This window comes from Acidiphilium sp. C61 (genome assembly GCF_905116885.1).
GTDB lineage: Bacteria > Pseudomonadota > Alphaproteobacteria > Acetobacterales > Acetobacteraceae > Acidiphilium.
Window position 1 is genome coordinate 172,237 of sequence record NZ_CAJHNI010000004.1, and the last position, 16,167, is coordinate 188,403.

Below are 16,167 nucleotides of genomic sequence, written 5' to 3' on the forward strand. Positions count from 1 at the left end.
AGGGCCGCCCAATGGAATTTAAGCGGATTTCTATAGACACGTCCAAGCATGTTTTTACGATCCATGGGGTCGATGACCAGGAGCGCCCGTTACTCCGGCGCGAGATCAGGCGGGCTCAGGTTGAACCGTTCTTCGTCAAATTGGCTCCGACGGAGGTGGTTCTTGAAGCTTGCGCAGGCTCGCACCACTGGGGGCGGGTGTTGGGCGGTATGGGCCACCGGGTCAGGTTGATCCCACCGCAATATGTGAAGCCCTTCGTGAAGCGGAGTAAAAATGATCGCAACGACGCAGAAGCGATCAGTGAGGCAGCATCCCGCCCGACCATGCGCACGGTTCCGGTCAAATCGGTGGATGAGCAAGCGGCAGCAATCATCGTGAAGCACCGGGAACTCTTGGTGAATCAACGAACCCAGGCGATCAACGCGTTGCGGGGGCACGCGGCGGAATTTGGCATCGTTGCCGCCAAGGGCTGCGCGAACGTCTCAGCATTGCTTGTTCTCCTGTCTGCCGAGGAAGCGATTCCAGCAATTGCAAAGGCGATGTTTGAGCAAATGGGTCAGCATGTGACGGATCTCGATGCAAAGATCGACGCACTGGAGAGACAGCTGCTCGAACAGCACAAGGCCAACGCGGTCAGCAAGCTCCTCGCCGCGATTCCCGGCGTTGGGGCAATCACCGCGATCACCATGGCGCTCAATGTGAACCCCGCGAATTTTGAGACCGGGCGGCATTTTGCAGCGTGGCTCGGGCTGACTCCGCGAGAGCATTCCACCGGCGGCAAGCATCGTATGGGAAAGATAAGTAAGGCAGGCAATGAGAGGTTGCGGCAGTTGCTCGTGGTCGGGGCGATGGCGGTGATCCGCTTCGCTAAACCAGGCAGCAAATCAGCGACCGCTTGGCTGTTGCAATTGCTGGAGCGGAAGCCGCGCAAGGTCGCGGCGATCGCTCTGGCCAACAAGATGGCCCGGATCATCTGGGCCATGATGGCGCGTGGTGAAGCGTATCGGCGTCAGCCGGTAGCCGCCTGATCCGCGCGCCGGTGCCGAGGGTTTAGGGGCAAACAGGAGATGGTTATCGGTCGAACCGACGAGCAACAAAATCCGTCTGAATCTACGGCAGTTCCATGCCGCAATTTCTGTTTGGATGTTGCTCGCGGCACCCATCTGGGCCAGCGGTCAGACCACCGCGTCAAAGGCCGGACACATGACCGCATTCGAACCGATACCAAATTCTGCTTTAACGACTTGAACCCAACGGGCCGTCCACACATGATTCAGGATCCGTGCTGGTGAAGGAGGCCGGCATGGATGGGCCAACCACTATCGATGGATCTTCGTCGGCGGCTTTTGGCAGCGATTGATGAGGGGATGAGTCGCCGGGCAGCGGCAGCCCGCTTTGGAGTGGCGCCGGCAACGGCAATCCGCTGGCGAGCGCAGCGTCGCGATACCGGCGGCTTCGCTCCGAAGCCTCAGGGTGGCGACACGCGCGCATGCCGGGTTGAGGAACGGCGGGCGGACATTCTCGCGATCTGGGAAACACGTAAGAACATCTCGCTTGTAGAGCTGCGCCTGGCGCTCATCGAGGTCGGCTTGCACGACTCGGTGGCCGGGCTTCACCGCTTCTTCGTCCGCCACGGCAGACAGTGCCGGGCGTCGGCCCGCTGACGGCGTTGGCGTTCCGTGCCACGATCGACCAGCCGGGCCGTTTTTCGAAGGTCGCGTGATGTCGGCGCGCATCTTGGCCTGACGCCGCAACGCTACCAGTCCGGCGAAACCGACGTGCAGGGCGGCATCAGTCGATGTGGTGACGAACTGGCCCGAACGGCGCTGTACGAGGCAGCCCATCCCTTGCTGATCCGCAGCACCAAATGGTCGGCGCTGCGGGCATGGGGCATGACCGTGGCCAAGCGCCGCGGCATGGCGCGCGCCCGCGTCGCTGTGGCGCGCAAGCTGGCGGTGATCCTACATCGCATGTGGGCCGATGGCAGCGAGTTCCGCTGGGGCAAAGAGGCCACCGTAGCATGATAGAAGGAGTTGCAGCTTTCGCCTGACGAGGGCGGAGTCAGTGTCGTTCCCGTGGGGACGATGGACGAGGTGATCTCGTTGAGAGTCCGGAACCCCGTGACTGGATGTATGTCACGGAGGTCGCGAGTCAGATTGAGACATCTCATCCTCCTGACCCCATCATGCGGCGGCCACGCGCCGACTGCGGAGAGAAGCGAGTGACCTACGGGAATAGCCTACGGAAAGAGGTGCAGCTTGACACCAATAACCCCAATCAGAGAGGGCTCTGAAACGGCCGCTCCATCAGAAAACCTTCCATTCCAGTGGGCATTTATTATTGAAGGCTTGCTCCAAATTATCCATTATATTGGGTGCCAAATATGATCGCGCCCACCCGGCCGGCCGACCTAATCTGGAGATCTTCGACCATGCCAAAGCTCAGCCCCCTGTCGCGCGAGAAGATGATGAGGCTGCGCACCCAGTTGGCCGACGACGTCGAGGCCGGCGGCCTGCCCCTGTCGCTGGCCGTCAGGCGGATGCGCAAGGCGATCGGTTTCACGCAGGTGCAATTCGCCAAAGCCATGCGGCTCACGACTCGCCAGATCTGGGAGATCGAAAACGGCAAGGCCAACCCGTCGCTCGAGACGATGAACAAGCTCGCCCACCCGTTCGGGTTCCGGGTCGGCTTCATCTCCCGGCATCGGGCCGCCGCGATGGAAGAGGCGGATCGAGCACCCTGAGGGCTCTCAAGACTGGGGTTAGCCAGGTTCGTGGGGAATTCCGCCCCCGGATCAGCCGCGCTCTACAAGAGCTAGTAACAGCCCGACCCACCTACCGCAAAAGAGCGTTGCCCCGAGGCGTGGCCGGAATGGTCAGATGGGCAGCAGCAGGCCGGCCGATGAAAGTCGGTTATGGCCCGGCCACACTCGACTGAGCGGCAAGCGTAGGACGGCCCGAACTGTCAGCCGGCGGGTTGGCTAGAGCCATCGTGAAATCTTGCCAACGACACGATCAATGAAACCGGCAGGTGGGATTAAGATAGGACGCAGAGTATCCGCCAGCTGCCCCTCTGCTTTGATCAAGTCCGCCCCAACCAAGTCGCTGCCTGACAGTCCGTAGAAAGTGCTGTGGGCCGCTTGGTAGCGCTGCTTTTCCTGAGCGCCTGCCCCCGCCGCTACTATCGAGCCACTGCCCGGTGACTTTGGTTCTCTAAACTCAAAGCTCTTCAGTTCGCGGAAGCTGGTGTCCAGCGTCGCAAAGCACCTTTTGAGTGTATTCGGAATATCTTCGCTTATGGGCGGCGTTACATAGTAATTGAGCCTCAAAAACGCCCTTTGTAATTCCAGAAGAGAATTGCGTATTTCCTCCATCTGTTGATCGAGGTTCGTTTGCTCCATTCGCGCTACCTTGATCCGTACGGCAAAATCGCGCACGCTGTCGAGGCACCGCTCTGCGAGTTCAATCTTTCGCCCCCCCAGGACCCGAACGCGCCATGTTCCGAGCGCGCCCATCGCGGCTACAAGAAGCCCGACCGAGATGAAGTCTCCCACCCAGATTGCGACACTGCCCATGGTTGGGATTATACCAGAAAAGCGATCCGTCCCCAGTGACACCACTGTTGCCGCGCGTCCCACATAGTGAACGGCGCCGATGCGAAGTAGCCCCCAGACCGCACCAACGAGAAAGCAGGCAGGGCTGGCAATTCCTAGAACATTGATGGCCCGGTTCAGGTGAGGCAATCCCTTGCGCTCGACGCGAGAGAAAACCGACGGCAGAGTCGGCACGATCACACCGGCATCCTTGAGAGCCTGGAGCGCGCGCTGCCCGTGTTCCTCGGAATCCCGCACAGCGCGCACACGCATCATCGACACAATGAGGCTTCCGAAAATCAGGCCGAAGAGAAAGAACCACATCGGACCCGTCAGTGCCGCGTAGGAGATTAGGCTTGATGAATCCCTGCCGCCGGCGAGTGCATCCGCGATGCCGAGGCACGCGACCAAGCCGCCGGCGTTCGCCAGGATCAGAAGATGCACATAGCCTTCCGTCAGCCGTTGCGCGGTGGCGTCGGCAGTGCGCGCATCAGCAATCGCCTGGCGGATGACGGGGCCTTGCTTGGGGTCTGGTTGTTCTGTCACGCAATGACGCTCCCGCCCGCGTCAGGTCGGGCACGCCGCTTCACATCATGGGAGCAACAGTTACCAGACCAGAAGCCGAAGAGCCTCAAGGACCGGCCAGATCAGCGCCCTACGATCCAGCTTATCGGGCGCTGATGTGCTCCACAAGGGCTAGTAGCGATCCAGGCTCCGAATGCCCGCTCCGGGTAAGGGCCAGCGGCACCTACAGCGTTTTTTCGCGGCCAGGAAACTGGACAAGCAATGCCCGTTCGCAAGCCCCTGTCTCGCACACAATCGCACCACCGGGGATTCCAGGCGGAGCCCCTTCGCCAATTTCACCCACTAGACCCGCCTCTCACCGCCCCGCCGGCGCCGGCCGCGGCATCCCGCTAGCCGCCCGGATCCCCCAGATCGACCGCGCCAGGTTCAGCTCGCCGGCCCGCGCCCGGGCCACCATCCCGTGGAAATATCCACCCGGCGAGCCGCGGAAATGGTCGCTTGGCTTCGTCGAGACGATGGCCAGTGCCACGGCCGCCTGCTCGCGCCCCATCGCCAGGCACGCATCCCCCCATAGCGGCTTCGAAACACCGAGGTCATGACGCAGCCAGTCGGCCGCCTCCACGATTTCCGGCCATCCGGGCGATGATTTCGCGAGGTAAGCCCGCAATCGGGGCGCCAGCCTGACCAGCTCGTCCGGCGTCATGCGGAACACCGTGCCGTCCGGCGGGATTTCAGGCTTTGTCGCCCGACTGCCGGTCGGCCGATGCCCGGCTTCCTTCCCATCTCCATTCCTGCCGGTTCTCGTCGAGTCTCCAGCGCTCGTGCCCGCGCCACCCGAGGTCGAGCTACGTTTTCTCGATGCAGATACGTGATCCGTAGGATCAAGAGTCTGGTTTGTATGTGTAATATGAGGCTCATCCGCGAGCCCCTTGGGGCTCATATTTGTTGATTCGACACCAGCCTGCGCGGCCTCTTTCAGCGCGTCCATCGCCGCCTCGAGCCTGCCACGAAGGTCCGCCTGCCGGTTTTCCAGCGTCGTCACGCCGAGCGTCACCTCGTCCAGCTCCTCGATGCGACGGATCCGCGCGACCAGGCGCCTCGCCTCATCCGCCTGGCGGGCCCATCCTTCGGCGATCCCGAGCTCTGTCGCCGTCTCCACGATCTGCTGGATCCCGCGCACGGCGATCGTCGCACGCCGGCGCAGCTGCTTCAGCGCCTCGAAGCGGGCCCGGCCACGCTCTGCGATCTCCCGGAACTCGGCCTGGCGGACCGCAATGGGCGAGAGATCGAAGCCGTACGCCTCGACGATCCGGCCGCGCGGGTCCCGCCGGCCATACCGCTTGCCGTTCGGACTGTCGCGCATGGTGATCAGCCCGAGATGGGCGAGCAGCCGGTTCAGCCGCTTCACCTGCGCCTCGCTCAGGCACAGCGCCTCCATCTGCATCGCCGCCGACGGCCAGACGATCGGCCGTGCGCCCTCCTGCCAGTCCTGCACCTGGGTGAAGCGGAACAGCCAGTCGATCGCCTGCGTGACCCGCGGACCAAACCGCAGATACGGGGCCGCTGCCTTGAAGGCGGCCAGCACCCGGCCGGGGTCGACCTGGCCGCCCCCACTCACCGTACCGAAATCATCGGCGAGTCGCTCTGTCGCAACCATCCCGAGCGTGAGGCGCCGCGCGCCGCGCACGCCTCCTCGTTTGGGGCCCGGCCCCGATTCGGGGCGGAAATTCTCCATCTTGATCCTCCATCAGTGTCGGATCGCGACGGGCAAAGCCCTCCCGTGAGCGGAAACGGCAATTTCCGCTTGGCAGGATGGCTTCCGATGGGTATGTTCGGGATTGCAACATCCGAACGGCTCTCGGAGCCCGTCACGAATTTAGTGAAAGCCCGCCCGGCAAGGCGGGCTTTTGCATGTCTAGGCGGTTCTGGGTGGGGCGCCCCTCCATTCCTCGATAAGCAGCTGGAGCGCCTGGCCGCGGCTACGCAGACCTTTGCGCTCCTTGATGGCGTCGATCAGGCTGATCGTCTCGTTCGGCAGGTGGACGAGCACACCTGTAGCGCCGCGCGCGCGTTGCCTACGCCTGTAGCGTGCGCTCGCATCATCGCCGGCGGTACGTGTGTTCGGCATCCTGTTCACTCCACCATCTCTATGGCTAGTCAGTCACCATTCAGAGATTCACGGAGCGAGTCCACAGATTCTTGCTCCCGAGTCGCACTTAGCGGCTGATTTGAAACGCTTTTCCCGGAAATTTTTCTTTGGGCCCCCGAGTCGCGGCCGGTGTAGATGGCTGGCCTGGGGTGGCGGGGCGAATGCGACTCGGGGCGGGTTCGTATCGCTTGTTGCCGGCGAGGTCGTCTGCAATCCGGCGCTTCATGGCGAAAGCCTATCGGCCCGGCTCTGGTGTCCTGTTCGAATTCTCCACACCATGACCACCTCTGGTCCGCAGCTCGCAAACCTGGTCGAAGATGACCGTCGAGAGATGTGCTGAGTGAATTCTGATCGCATCCCAGCTTTGCCATCGGCCGGCGAGCCTCTTGTATTCCGAGAGATCGACCTGATCGAGGTCGTACGGAAGCGGCTGCGCGAGCTGAACAGCGAGCTGTTGAAGCGCCGACTCGCCACTGGATTGCGGGTATAAGCGGTCGAACGGCTCAAGCGCGCTCGCCACCTGCTCATCGCCCAGGTGGTCGGCGAGCGCCACGAAATCCAGATAGTCGCGCGTGGCGTTCCGCTTGAGGATCAGCACACCCTTGATCCGCAATATCTCTCCTTCCGACGGCACGCGTATTGAATGCCCGAGGTACGACAAGTCACGGGTTTCGAGCGGTGCGGTCCTGATCAGCTGACGGACGCCGGTCTCGATACCGTCGAGGCTCCCGAGGATGAGGACAGGGCGTTTGACGCGCGCTGTTTGCCAACCTGCGACCGACTCCAGCTGTTCCAGGACCACATCGAACCGATCCCTGAGATCTGTGATAACGTGATCGGCGTCCACCGACATGCGATGACCCGCGAAGATCGCGGATGCAGTTCCGCCGACCAAAACGGCCTCAGGCAGAATGCCTTGAAGTCGTGCCGCGGCTGAGAGCACACGCTCCCATTCAGGCAGCTGAGCGGTGCTCTTTGGCATAATTCATCCAGAAAAAATAACGCTGCGCGTATGGGTCGCCGGCATTTGCTATGCAGACACGAGTGATTCGCTCCAGCACCTTTGGATCGGCTCTCGCCGCATCTCTTAGCTCTGACCAGTCATTCCATCGACCGCGCGAGATGATGTCATCGATCGCCGCCAGTGTGTAATCCTCGTGGATGAGGTGTCGATGACGCATTTCTACAAAATACCACTCTGCACGACCACGCCCAAGAGATTTTGTGCGCACAGGATCAGGCATCCGGCATCATCCCGGAGACATACCGGGCTCGTCGCTCTCCTCCGGCCACTGACCCACGATGTCCCGCTTGTGCTCGCCGACGGCCATATAACGGCCATCCGACCTCCAGATGTCGTGGCCGCGCCGGCGCGGCTTGCCTCTGAACATCTTCCACACTGAGCCTTTGACGCAAAACGTGCCTGTGCCGTTCACCTCGTCGACCGTCACACGCGAGCCAACGCGCGTGATGTAATCACCTGGATCGCGGATCGGCCCCGTGTCGTCGCCACCACCGCTCACAGCGACGGCTCCGGTGCCGGCTCATTACCGTCGGAGACCACCTCCTCGATCGACTTGATCCGGCACGTAATACCCTCGAATTTCACGCCACGCGAAACAGCCTCACGCGACCGGCGCAGTGCCTCCGTGATCGCAGCCGGCTTGCTCGTCGCACGGATGTCGTGCTCATGCATGCCGATCACGGCATCGTCGTCGAGTCGCTTCAGCTCGACTTTGGCCGTGAAGCGGCGCAATCCGAGAGCAGCTCGATCTGCCATCTTCTCTGCGAGCAGCGCGCGCAGATCCTGCTGATCGGCGAGCAGGCTGAGATACTCGGCCGGCCCGTCCCCGTACCTGATGCCCACCGAGATCTCGGTCGCTCCCGGCAGCAGATATGCTTCGAGGTGCTCGCCGTGCTGAGCCCATGATGCCGGTGTGAGCGGGCGGATGCCGTACCGCGCCAGGTCATTGAGCGTGACCTCGACGATCCGCGACGCCCACTCCTTTGGCTGTCGCCAGTATGCCATCTCGGATCCTCCTTCAGCAGTTCATCGCGCAGTCGGGCGCGTCGTCATCTTCCACCTGGACCGCAGTCGGCGCGGCGGCGCGGTGCGCCCGGATCTGCTCCGCGACGGTCGGCGAGATCCACGTCGACAGTCCTGCCCGCGCTGGCCGCACCCCTTCGCGCGGCTCGGTGACCAGGCCCAGAATTTCCGCGAGGTCGGGGTGCTCGGCAGTCGTCGCGTGCGAAATGCGGATGTCGTCCGTCCTGAAGATTGGCGCGCGGGCATCGAGATTCCCGCGGCACTGCTCCACGAAATCAGCCGTCAGATCGGTGTACGCCAGGCTGAAAGACACTCGGCCTGTCGGCTTCACCATCCGTGCCAGGTGCACTGCAGGATGTCTGGCCGTTCGGCGGATCGTGTTAATCGCGTGCGGACGCGCCCCATCGAATGACGCGAGGAAATCAATCGAGTCAGCTGCCAGGCAGACTGCCTGGACCAGGATCTCATCGCGATTCTTCGCCCGGGTCGCCCGCACGCCAATCGGCATGACCACATGCCCGCGGTCGAGCATCGACCCGTCCGGCGCCAGGATGGCCGCGCGCGCCTTGCGCGCGATGATCTCCGCCTGCCGGTCGTCCGGCTGATCGAGGCACCGTGCGAGATCCGGGCGCTCAAGAACTGTCCGGTATTCCTCGAGCAGGGCTTTCAGCACGTTCGGTCGCTGCTTAGCGACCAGCGTCGGCATGTCACCAAGCTCGTCGATCACGGTCTCTCCCGGTGCGCCGGCAATCGGCTGGATTTGTGTTGTCGACTGGATCGTGACCCGGCCGTCTCCATCGACGTCCAGCACATGCCGGTCGACGAACGGCCAGCAGCCGAGCATTTCCGCCGCCTCGCCAACCACTGCCGGGTTCGACGGCGCGTAGGCGATCAGCCGGCTCTTCGCGTCGCGGACGATGCGCACCGGTGCCGCACCCGTCTCGTCTTCCACCAGCTGCACGATTGCAGGCACGAGATCCCGGTGCGCATCGAGCCCGAGGCTCGTCCAGACGCCGGCGAGCAGGACATCCCGCGCGCGCTCGAATTCCGGCGTCCCTTGTGCCGGCGTACCATTGCCCCGGTTGCCGGCACAAGGGACGCCGCGCGCGCCGCCGCCTCGATCTCCTCGACGGTTTTGCCGGTGTGCGCATCCATTGTCGCACTCCTCAGCCACTCGATCGCTGGCGCATCCTCCGCTGCTCGGCACGCAGCAGATCACGCACTTCGATCACAATCGCCGCGTAATCGAGATACGCCTCTCGCTGAGATCGGCTGTCGAGATAGAAATCGAGGTCACGGCTGTCGATCGCATCGATGACAATGTAACCGGTCTCGCCGCGCTGAGACGGGTGATTGAGCGGAACCGCGAGCTTCGTGACGCGCTGACGATATTCGTAAGAGCTCCGGTCATACACCTCGCGCGCGATCTCGATGTCGACGACCAGGTCGGCGCCGCTCCTCCGAACTGTCGCGAGCGAGATCGGCTCGACCGGCCTGGCTTTCCAGTTTTCCCTGTGCGTGCGGCTGTCGTAGCTCACAACGTGAGATGCGATCTCTGGCGTGATGAGACGGTGAGCGAATGCGACAATCCTCGAGCCTGGGCGCAGCCTGGCGTTCTGCTGCTTCACATAGTCGCGCCAGGCCGGGCGGTTTGGCCCGATCAGAGCCTGGTCATCCATCACCAGCCGGAAGTTCTCTTGCTGAAACCCGGGATCCGCAAAATTCGTGTACCCGGAGCCCTCCGTGATCGGGCCGAAAATGCCGAGCCGGTCGTGCAGCCCCCACATCATGATGAGAAATCTCTCGTACATCAGCGCCAGCTGACGGAACTCCTCCGTTGCTTTCGCGTAGCCGAGATCATCCTGCCCGATCACCCGGTCGGGCTCATCGCGGTACCACGACCGGCGCCGATATGGTGCATCGATGTCGTCGGGTGTCGGAAACAGCCGCGGCGCTGAGCTGAGAAAGTCCGGTAGCGTGACGTGACAGACACGCTCGCCGTCCCGGACCAGCATGAAGGCCCTTTCGTCCTCCTGCTCGCGCATGATCCGATCGATCGTCGCGCCGATATCGCCTGGAGCAGTGATGCGCTCCTTCTTCCGCCGTCGCGGCTGCATGAGTATCGCGGCGCGCGGCGCGCCGAATATCCGCTGGACCAGTGCGGGGTCGTCCCGCAGCCGCTCAAACAGCGTGTCGACGTCCTCGAAATCGGCCCCGCCGTCGAGGAGGTGAATCAGCAGCTCTTCATCCAGAAACAGCTTCCGCTGGAAAAGATGTAGCGGGGCGTCGGCCGGGGCGGATGCACCGTCGATGATCAGATCCGCGGCGACATTCGTGCCGGCATAGAGCCCGATCGTGTCGACCTGCTCCATGATGCGGCCGGCCACGGCCGCGACCGGCTTGATGCTGGCCGCAGCGGCGATGCCGCGCTCCTCGTAATAGGCGGACAGGCGCGTCGAGCGGGCCTGCATCTGCTCCGCCGATGCTGTGATCTCCGCCGAAATCCTGCTGATCTCCGCGCTCCGCTGCTCAAGGCTTTCGCGCATGCGCACCGCCATCTCCTGACGGCCCTCCACGTCGGCCTCGTCACCGGCGCCGAGCAGACCGGCCGGCCCCGTCGGGACGGAGGCGGCAATCTGCTGAAGGTCGTGCTGCCGGGTCTGGATATCTGCCTGTATCTCGCCGATCTCATAGCCGAGTGCCGCGATCTCGCGATCACGCGACGCGAGCGCATCGGCTTCAGAGACAGGCTCGTATTCGCTGACGAGCTCGTCGTAGAGCATCTGCCAGCCGCTGACTGGGCGCCCCCGGCGGATGTCATCATCGCTCCGGCTCGCGGGCGTGTCGCGCAGGTGAATCGTGTGCGGGGCTCCGTGTGCATACTCGACATCAGTGCACAGCAGGATGCTGCCGGCAGGGGCGGTACGGCCGTGGTGCGACTTCAGGTCCTTCTTCGTCCGCCACCAGCTGCCCGGGCGGACGGAAATTGCGGCGCGCTCCTCGCGGGCATGGGGTGTCGTGCCGCGCACGGCGGGGAGATTGTCGCTCATCACATCTGGGTCCTGCTGGTCATTACCCAGTGAATCTAGCGGGTGGGCGCGTAAGGAACGGCTATCGGCCTGTAGGGGGGGGCGGCCGGACAGGCCCCCCCTACACCTCGTCATCCGGCGGGGCCTGCAGATCACCGCGATAGCCAAACACGGTCTCGGGCCACGTCGTCTCGACCCGCCGCCTGATCAGCCCGATGATCTGGTTGTGCGCCTCCGTCAGCTGAACACCGCTAACCGCGGCCTCATGCAGTGCATCGAGCAGCTTTCCAAAGCTGTGCTCCAGCTCGAGCCCGTTGACTGCGGCGAGCGCCTCCCTGAGCTGGTCCTGAATTCTTTCATGATGTGGAAGTATCGACCGTTCGTCAGACATATTTATGATTTCGAGACAAAAAATGGCGAATTGATGCGGTGCACGGAGCTAGAAGATGAAATTCGATTTTCAACAAAATTCTGCGTCAAGAGCGGACGCACGCCGTGAAAATTATTGATTTACCCGCCTCCGGCGCGATATGCCGGACCAGCGATCTTCGCGGGACACTCGATGCAAAAATCCATCCAGACCGACGATATTCCGAATATTCGATTGCATTTCGACACTTCGATCGCGACGCTGAGGAAGCTGGACGATCTGCGATGCCGGCTGGGCCTGTCGACGTATGCCGAGGTGATCGCGGCGGCGCTGAAGCATGAGTACGACGCGCTCGAGGCCAGGCGACGGCTTGCATCCGCTCCGACGCCACATCCACCGTCGAGCTTCTCGAAGCGGGCCGCGCCTGAGCCAGTCGTGCCGGCCGCCCCGCGTCCCCAGGTTCAGGCGCGGCCGGCGCCACAGAGGGTGCTGGCGTTGGGTGGGCCGCGGCGGTGATCCCCACACTGAACGGCGCTCCGATAGCATTTGCCGCTTGCAGTTAGCCGGCCGGCTCCAATAGGCTGGCCCGCAAAATTTGCTCTTTGATATTGTATTTCGAGTTATTTCAAAGCCTTAAACCAAAGAGGTTCCCCCGTGCGTGCGGGGATAGGCCCTGGACCCGGCACATCGTCGGCTCGCCCGCGCAGGTTCCCCCGTGCGTGCGGGGATAGGCCCTGGCGATGAAGATCGCGCCATGACCTCCTTCAGGTTCCCCCGTGCGTGCGGGGATAGGCCCTCCCTGACCAACAGCGGCTCGACTGCGCTTCCGGTTCCCCCGTGCGTGCGGGGATAGGCCCGTATTTCGCTTGCTTCCCGAGCCCAAGGAGGTGGTTCCCCCGTGCGTGCGGGGATAGGCCCTTGATTTTTCAAGTCCGGTGGCGCGGCGATCAGGTTCCCCCGTGCGTGCGGGGATAGGCCCCCCCATCCCCTGTCGGGGATGTCCCCCCAAGCGGTTCCCCCGTGCGTGCGGGGATAGGCCCTCCCTTCGGCGTCTTTCACTTCCTTTTCTTTCGGTTCCCCCGTGCGTGCGGGGATAGGCCCGAGGACCGGGAGGATCGAAAAGACGACGCCAGGGTTCCCCCGTGCGTGCGGGGATAGGCCCCCCTCGACCGTGAACAGCGGAGCGAATTTCTAGGTTCCCCCGTGCGTGCGGGGATAGGCCCGGTTCAACGAATGGCTTTCGCAAAAGGCCAATGGTTCCCCCGTGCGTGCGGGGATAGGCCCGGTCAGGGGATAGCGCGGATCGCCTCGATCAGGGTTCCCCCGTGCGTGCGGGGATAGGCCCTGGCGATGAACGGCGTCAACCGTCTGAGCGATGGTTCCCCCGTGCGTGCGGGGATAGGCCCCATCGTGATGCGATCCAGAATGCGCTGCACATGGTTCCCCCGTGCGTGCGGGGATAGGCCCTGATCGTAATATTCCTGATAGACCGTATAGGTGGTTCCCCCGTGCGTGCGGGGATAGGCCCTGCCTGATGACCGGGATGACCGACATTACGGGGGTTCCCCCGTGCGTGCGGGGATAGGCCCGTTTTTTCAAGACACCGACGATGGCTATGTGCGGTTCCCCCGTGCGTGCGGGGATAGCCCCCAAAACGAGCGCCGCCGACCGGATACCCGCCATGAAGGCACTCGTTGGTGCTGTCTTGCGGCGAGCACCCCAAAGAGAGGTAATATGGCGGGGGGAGGAGTCCGTTTGTGAGCATCATTTCAAGCCGCCCGCCCTGGGGTAAATTTGACGCTGGCATTACCCATCATCTTGCGCACCACTGCGCCGATGTGGCCGCCTGCTTTGAGGCGATCGCCGATATCCCGACCATTCGCCTCCGTATGGAACATTCGGCCAACAGATCGCTATCAACGGCGGATATCAAGCGCCTGGCGGTCCTTGTGTTCCTGCACGATGTCGGCAAGCTCCACCCAGGTTTTCAGGCCAAGGGGTGGCCCGAAGCCACGTGGCCTGGCGGCCGACATGGGCATGTTCAGGAAGGGGCAGCCCTCTTTCAAAGCGGTGCTCCGGAGGAGGTCAGGGAATCCCTGTGCTGGGATGAGCTGAATGAGTGGGGCGTCTTTGACGACGGAGGTAACCTTCTGGTGGCGGCACTGGCTCACCATGGCCGCCCATTTGCCGTTGAAAGCCGTGCCAAGAGCGAGTGGCAGGCGGTTCCCGGGATCGGATATGACCCTGCCGCGTCGGCAGCCGAATTCGGTGAGCTGATCCGGTCCTGGTTCCCTGAAGCGTTCGCGGCCGGCCCCGGCGTCAGGATGCCAACGTCATCTGATTTCCAGCACCTCTTCTGCGGCATAGTCTCGTTGGCGGACTGGCTGGGATCAACGCAAGCGATCTTCAAGTTCATCCCGGACCTTGATCACGGCTACATGGAGAGAGCCCGTGCGCGGGCACGTCGCGCCATCGCGGAAATCGGGCTTGACCCCACTCGTTACCGTGCCGCCGGCGCGGGGCGGACAGACTTTCCAGCGCTCACTGGCGGCAGACAGCCGCGGCCACAGCAGGTTCTCGTCGGCGAATTTCCCCTCGATGAGCGCCTGCTCATCCTCGAGGCCGAAACGGGCTCCGGGAAGACGGAGTCGGCAATCTGGCGATTTGCCCGCCTGTTCGACGCAGGTCTCGTCGACAGCCTCTATTTTGCGCTGCCGACAAGGGCCGCTGCCATACAGCTGCACCGCCGCGTGAACGATGCGATGCGCCGCCTGTTCCAGGATCGCGGCCCCGAGGCGGTTCTCGTGGTCCCGGGGTACATCAGGTCTGGTGAAGCGGAGGGAAGCAAGCTTCCCGACTGGAAGGTGCGCTGGGATGACGACGGCCGCGTAGATGAGGAACGGCTTGTGGCGCGCTGGGCGGCCGAAAGTGCCAAGCGCTCGCTGGCCGCGGCGATCGCCGTGGGGACAGTTGACCAGGTGATGCTTGCCGGACTCCAGGTAAAGCACGCTCATTTACGCGCAGCAGCGCTCTCGCGCAGCCTTCTCGTCATCGACGAGGTGCACGCATCCGACCACTACATGACCGAAATCCAGCGACACCTCCTCAAGATGCATGTCGGCCGAGGCGGGTACGCGATGTTGATGTCAGCCACTCTCGGATCGGTCGCTCGCAGCAGGTGGCTTGGACAGCGCATCGAGCCAAGTTTTGAACGGGCAGCAGCCGAGCCCTACCCGGCAGTATGGGGCAAGGATAAGGCTGCACCCCATAGTTGCGACCCTCAAGGGGGGCAGAAGCGCGTCTCGATGACGCTTGAGCCAACGATGGATGCAGATGCCTGCGCCCGCATCGCGATCGAGGCCGCCCGCGCGGGCGCGCGTGTCCTCATAATCCGGAACACTGTCGGGGCAGCGATTGACCTTTTCGATGCCGTCCGCAAGGTCGACGAACCCCTCCTGCTGAATGCTGCCGGTGGGCCCGCGCTTCACCATAGTCGTTTTGCCCCGGAAGACCGCGCGCTGCTCGACCAGGCTGTCGAAACAGCGCTATCGCCTGCGACCAGCGACACCGCCGGCGTCATTGTCATCGGCACACAGACGCTCGAGCAAAGCCTTGATATCGACGCCGATATCCTGCTCACAGATCTCTGCCCGATCGATGTCCTGCTCCAGCGCATCGGCAGGCTACATCGGCACAGGATGGACCGGCCGGCCGGCTTCGGGGTCCCACAGTGCCATGTCATGATGCTGGAGGACGGCCTCGAAAAGCTGCTCGCGCCAGCGTTCGTCAACGGCCTGGGCGCAATTAAAGGTCGTGGCAGGGACGAGGTATACGGGATCTACATGGACGTGCCGGCACTCGAGCTGACCCGTCGGCTCGTCGTGGATTATCCCGAATGGGTCATCCCTGAGATGAACCGCTTCCTCGTTGAGAGCGCCACTCACCCCGACCGGATCACGGCGCTGAATGCTGAACTCGGTCGCGCCTGGTCAACCTATTCGAACACTGTCTACGGCAAGGGCCTGGCAGAGCGCGCAGCGGCACGGGGCCTTCTGCTCCCGATCGCGCAGCCATTCGCCGAGATAAGGTTCCCGGATGATGAGGCTGGGAGCATCCGCACGCGCCTCGGCGCGGAGGGAGCGCGTGTCACGTTCACAAAGGCGGTCATGGGACCGTTCGGCGTTGAGATTACTGGCTTCACACTGCCAGCTCACTGGTCGCGCGGTGTCCAGACAGCCGAACCTGTAGAGCCGGCCATGACGGAGGGCACTATTCGGGTGGACCTCGATGGCGTCGCGTTTGGCTATGATCGGATGGGTATACGAAAGTAACGAAAATATGTTTGGTTCGCCCCGGGAACGTGTTTTAGGCTCCGCGTTGCAATCGTAATTTCCAGGTGGGTGGCATGAAGTTTCTGGGCTCTATCAGCCATTTTGGAGCTCGCCTGGTTTTGGA

14 protein-coding genes, 1 pseudogene and 1 CRISPR repeat array are annotated in these 16,167 nt (G+C 63.0%); of the genes and pseudogenes, 6 read left to right on the forward strand and 9 right to left on the reverse strand.

What is annotated here, in order from left to right; all coding sequences use genetic code 11:
* Positions 1-11 precede the first annotated feature (11 nt).
* The 4 genes and pseudogenes from HUW10_RS02305 to HUW10_RS02320 all read left to right on the forward strand — a co-directional run bounded on the left by HUW10_RS02305 (position 12) and on the right by HUW10_RS02320 (position 2,743).
* Positions 12-1,028, forward strand: a complete 1,017-nt coding sequence (locus HUW10_RS02305; protein ID WP_013640371.1) for an IS110 family transposase — start codon at positions 12-14, stop codon at positions 1,026-1,028.
* Between the two features lie 297 nt (positions 1,029-1,325).
* The gene (locus tag HUW10_RS18635; protein WP_371808610.1) at positions 1,326-1,664 is read left to right on the forward strand and encodes a hypothetical protein; all 339 of its coding nucleotides are present in this window, start codon (positions 1,326-1,328) and stop codon (positions 1,662-1,664) included.
* Positions 1,640-2,024 (forward strand): annotated as a pseudogene (locus tag HUW10_RS02315) (transposase); the annotation flags it as partial. The gene HUW10_RS18635 and the pseudogene HUW10_RS02315, both read left to right, overlap by 25 nt.
* A 407-nt stretch (positions 2,025-2,431) precedes the next feature.
* The gene (locus HUW10_RS02320) at positions 2,432-2,743 is read left to right on the forward strand and encodes a helix-turn-helix domain-containing protein (protein ID WP_236656156.1); all 312 of its coding nucleotides are present in this window, start codon (positions 2,432-2,434) and stop codon (positions 2,741-2,743) included.
* Positions 2,744-2,980: 237 nt separating this feature from the next.
* On the opposite strand, the gene HUW10_RS02325 is transcribed toward HUW10_RS02320, so the two are convergent.
* The 9 genes from HUW10_RS02325 to HUW10_RS02365 all read right to left on the reverse strand — a co-directional run bounded on the left by HUW10_RS02325 (position 2,981) and on the right by HUW10_RS02365 (position 11,733).
* On the reverse strand, positions 2,981-4,138 hold the full coding sequence (locus tag HUW10_RS02325; protein ID WP_174502016.1) for a hypothetical protein: 1,158 nt from the start codon (positions 4,136-4,138) through the stop codon (positions 2,981-2,983).
* Between the two features lie 334 nt (positions 4,139-4,472).
* Entirely contained in the window at positions 4,473-5,852 is a 1,380-nt protein-coding gene (gene repC, locus HUW10_RS02330; protein WP_174502017.1) for a plasmid replication protein RepC, read from the reverse strand.
* 649 nt (positions 5,853-6,501) lie between these two features.
* Positions 6,502-7,248, reverse strand: a complete 747-nt coding sequence (locus HUW10_RS02335; protein ID WP_174502018.1) for a hypothetical protein — start codon at positions 7,246-7,248, stop codon at positions 6,502-6,504.
* On the reverse strand, positions 7,220-7,510 hold the full coding sequence (locus HUW10_RS02340; protein WP_201712569.1) for a hypothetical protein: 291 nt from the start codon (positions 7,508-7,510) through the stop codon (positions 7,220-7,222). Before HUW10_RS02340 ends, HUW10_RS02335 begins: the two co-directional genes overlap by 29 nt.
* Positions 7,511-7,516: 6 nt before the next feature.
* Entirely contained in the window at positions 7,517-7,789 is a 273-nt protein-coding gene (locus HUW10_RS02345; RefSeq protein WP_201712570.1) for a hypothetical protein, read from the reverse strand.
* The gene (locus tag HUW10_RS02350) at positions 7,786-8,295 is read right to left on the reverse strand and encodes a hypothetical protein (RefSeq protein WP_174502019.1); all 510 of its coding nucleotides are present in this window, start codon (positions 8,293-8,295) and stop codon (positions 7,786-7,788) included. The genes HUW10_RS02345 and HUW10_RS02350 overlap by 4 nt, the downstream gene beginning before the upstream one ends.
* Before the next feature lie 13 nt (positions 8,296-8,308).
* Entirely contained in the window at positions 8,309-9,487 is a 1,179-nt protein-coding gene (locus HUW10_RS02355) for a hypothetical protein (RefSeq protein ID WP_174502020.1), read from the reverse strand.
* On the reverse strand, positions 9,480-11,363 hold the full coding sequence (locus tag HUW10_RS02360) for a hypothetical protein (RefSeq protein ID WP_174502021.1): 1,884 nt from the start codon (positions 11,361-11,363) through the stop codon (positions 9,480-9,482). Before HUW10_RS02360 ends, HUW10_RS02355 begins: the two co-directional genes overlap by 8 nt.
* Positions 11,364-11,463: 100 nt before the next feature.
* Positions 11,464-11,733: a hypothetical protein gene (locus HUW10_RS02365; protein WP_174502022.1), complete on the reverse strand. Its 270-nt coding sequence runs from the start codon at positions 11,731-11,733 to the stop codon at positions 11,464-11,466.
* Between the two features lie 171 nt (positions 11,734-11,904).
* On the opposite strand from HUW10_RS02365, the gene HUW10_RS02370 reads away from it, so the two are divergent.
* Together HUW10_RS02370 and cas3 are read left to right on the forward strand one after the other, a co-directional pair.
* A complete protein-coding gene (locus HUW10_RS02370) occupies positions 11,905-12,228 on the forward strand; it encodes a hypothetical protein (RefSeq protein WP_236656158.1) in 324 nt (107 codons plus the stop codon).
* Positions 12,229-12,357: 129 nt separating this feature from the next.
* Positions 12,358-13,362: a CRISPR direct-repeat array (repeat unit 29 nt; unit sequence GGTTCCCCCGTGCGTGCGGGGATAGGCCC).
* A 107-nt stretch (positions 13,363-13,469) separates the two neighbouring features.
* A complete protein-coding gene (cas3, locus tag HUW10_RS02375) occupies positions 13,470-16,043 on the forward strand; it encodes a CRISPR-associated helicase Cas3' (RefSeq protein WP_174502024.1) in 2,574 nt (857 codons plus the stop codon).
* Positions 16,044-16,167 lie beyond the last annotated feature (124 nt).

What these genes read in the sequence shown, in the direction of transcription:
- HUW10_RS02305 (WP_013640371.1), top strand. Translation starts at nt 12, where the DNA reads ATGGAATTTAAGCGGATTTCTATAGACACGTCCAAGCATGTTTTTACG.
- HUW10_RS18635 (WP_371808610.1), top strand. Translation starts at nt 1,326, where the DNA reads ATGGATCTTCGTCGGCGGCTTTTGGCAGCGATTGATGAGGGGATGAGT.
- HUW10_RS02320 (WP_236656156.1), top strand. Translation starts at nt 2,432, where the DNA reads ATGCCAAAGCTCAGCCCCCTGTCGCGCGAGAAGATGATGAGGCTGCGC.
- repC (WP_174502017.1), bottom strand. Translation starts at nt 5,852, where the DNA reads ATGGAGAATTTCCGCCCCGAATCGGGGCCGGGCCCCAAACGAGGAGGC.
- HUW10_RS02335 (WP_174502018.1), bottom strand. Translation starts at nt 7,248, where the DNA reads ATGCCAAAGAGCACCGCTCAGCTGCCTGAATGGGAGCGTGTGCTCTCA.
- HUW10_RS02340 (WP_201712569.1), bottom strand. Translation starts at nt 7,510, where the DNA reads ATGCCTGATCCTGTGCGCACAAAATCTCTTGGGCGTGGTCGTGCAGAG.
- HUW10_RS02350 (WP_174502019.1), bottom strand. Translation starts at nt 8,295, where the DNA reads ATGGCATACTGGCGACAGCCAAAGGAGTGGGCGTCGCGGATCGTCGAG.
- HUW10_RS02360 (WP_174502021.1), bottom strand. Translation starts at nt 11,363, where the DNA reads ATGAGCGACAATCTCCCCGCCGTGCGCGGCACGACACCCCATGCCCGC.
- HUW10_RS02365 (WP_174502022.1), bottom strand. Translation starts at nt 11,733, where the DNA reads ATGTCTGACGAACGGTCGATACTTCCACATCATGAAAGAATTCAGGAC.
- HUW10_RS02370 (WP_236656158.1), top strand. Translation starts at nt 11,905, where the DNA reads ATGCAAAAATCCATCCAGACCGACGATATTCCGAATATTCGATTGCAT.